Here is a 1,174-nt window from a genome sequence, read left to right as displayed (position 1 = left end):
CGCCCGGCCCTTGGCCCGGCTGCTGGAGCGGGCCGATGTGTCCGGACTTCCCCTGGCCGCTCCCGTGGCCCGGCTCGCCGCCGAGGCCCGCGCGGAGTGGACCCGCGCGGCGACGGCACGGGCCCGGCGGGCGGCCGTCATGGTCAGCGCGCCGGTGGGGCTGTGCTTCCTGCCCGCGTTCATCGCGGTCGGCGTGCTGCCCGTGGTGATCGGACTCGCGGGCGGGGTGCTGGGAGGAGGTGGTGCCTGACGGGGGACGACCGGCGGCAGCGGCAGGACTCACAAGATCGATGCGACTACTCCATACGGGGGTTGAGATGTATCAGGTGGTACGGGCGCGACTGCGTGCCCTGGTGTGCAAGGTGCGTACGGCACGGAGGGACGCCGGAATGGTGACTTCGGAGTACGCGATGGGCATCGTGGCGGCGGTGGCGTTCTCCGTCGTGCTCTACAAGGTGGTCACCAGCGGACCGGTCGGCGCGGCGCTGCGGAACATCGTGCAGCAGGCACTCGATGGCCGGATGTGAGCGGCGTGCGGACCGCGGGTTCGTGACGGCGGAGTCGGCCATGGTGCTGCCCGTGCTGGTGATGTTCGCGACGGCGCTGGTCTGGGGCCTGCTGGTGGTGGCGGCACAGATTCAGTGCGTGGACGCGGCGCGCGTGGGCGCCCGCGCGGCGGCCCGGCAGGATTCCCCTGACGCCGTCGTCGAGGTGACCCGCGAGGCGGCACCGCCCGGTGCGAGAGTCACGGTGAGCCGGGAGGCCGAGCAGGTCCGGGTGGTTGTCGAGGCCAGGCCCCCGGTCCTGCACGGACTGCCCTTCGACCTGCGGGAGGAGGCCGTCGCCGCGGTGGAGGAGACGGTGGGGGCGGCGACGTGAGGGCCCGGTTCCGGGAACGGCGGCCGGCGGACGGGCGGTGGCTCACGCGGTGTTCCGACCGAGGGTCGGCGACCGTCTGGAGTGTCGGTGCGATCGCCGTGCTGTGTGTGGTGTTCGGCGTCGTCCTCGCTCTGGGCCACGCCGTCGTGGTCCGGCACCGGGCGGCCGGCGGCGCGGATCTGGCGGCGCTCGCGGCGGCGGACCACTGGACGCGGGGCGGTACGGCGGCCTGCGCCCGGGCGGACCGGGTGGCCCGGGCGCAGGGCACGCGGCTCGTACGGTGCGTGATCACCGG

Annotated in this window: 3 protein-coding genes and 1 pseudogene; all 4 read left to right on the top strand. The window is 74.5% G+C overall.

The annotated features are described in order from the left end of the window. Positions 1 to 250: pseudogene (locus B7767_RS41620) on the top strand (hypothetical protein); the annotation flags it as partial. A gap of 67 nt (positions 251 to 317) precedes the next feature. Then, positions 318 to 527 (top strand): DUF4244 domain-containing protein, encoded by a 210-nt coding sequence (locus B7767_RS41615; protein ID WP_085576371.1) that lies wholly within the window; start codon positions 318 to 320, stop codon positions 525 to 527. Beyond that, positions 514 to 879: a TadE family type IV pilus minor pilin gene (locus B7767_RS41610; RefSeq protein WP_085576370.1), complete on the top strand. Its 366-nt coding sequence runs from the start codon at positions 514 to 516 to the stop codon at positions 877 to 879. Before B7767_RS41615 ends, B7767_RS41610 begins: the two co-directional genes overlap by 14 nt. Beyond that, positions 876 to 1,174 (top strand): Rv3654c family TadE-like protein (locus B7767_RS41605; protein ID WP_143652978.1); only part of this gene is annotated, 299 nt, incomplete at its 3' end. The genes B7767_RS41610 and B7767_RS41605, both read left to right, overlap by 4 nt.

This window comes from Streptomyces sp. 13-12-16 (assembly GCF_002114215.1).
In the GTDB taxonomy this organism is placed as follows: Bacteria; Actinomycetota; Actinomycetes; order Streptomycetales; family Streptomycetaceae; genus Streptomyces.
Note: the sequence above shows the minus strand (reverse complement) of the source record. Positions and strands in the feature narration are given on the sequence as shown.

Excerpts from the sequence above, each read along its gene's own strand:
- B7767_RS41615 (WP_085576371.1), top strand. The coding sequence starts at position 318 with ATGTATCAGGTGGTACGGGCGCGACTGCGTGCCCTGGTGTGCAAGGTG.
- B7767_RS41610 (WP_085576370.1), top strand. The coding sequence starts at position 514 with ATGGCCGGATGTGAGCGGCGTGCGGACCGCGGGTTCGTGACGGCGGAG.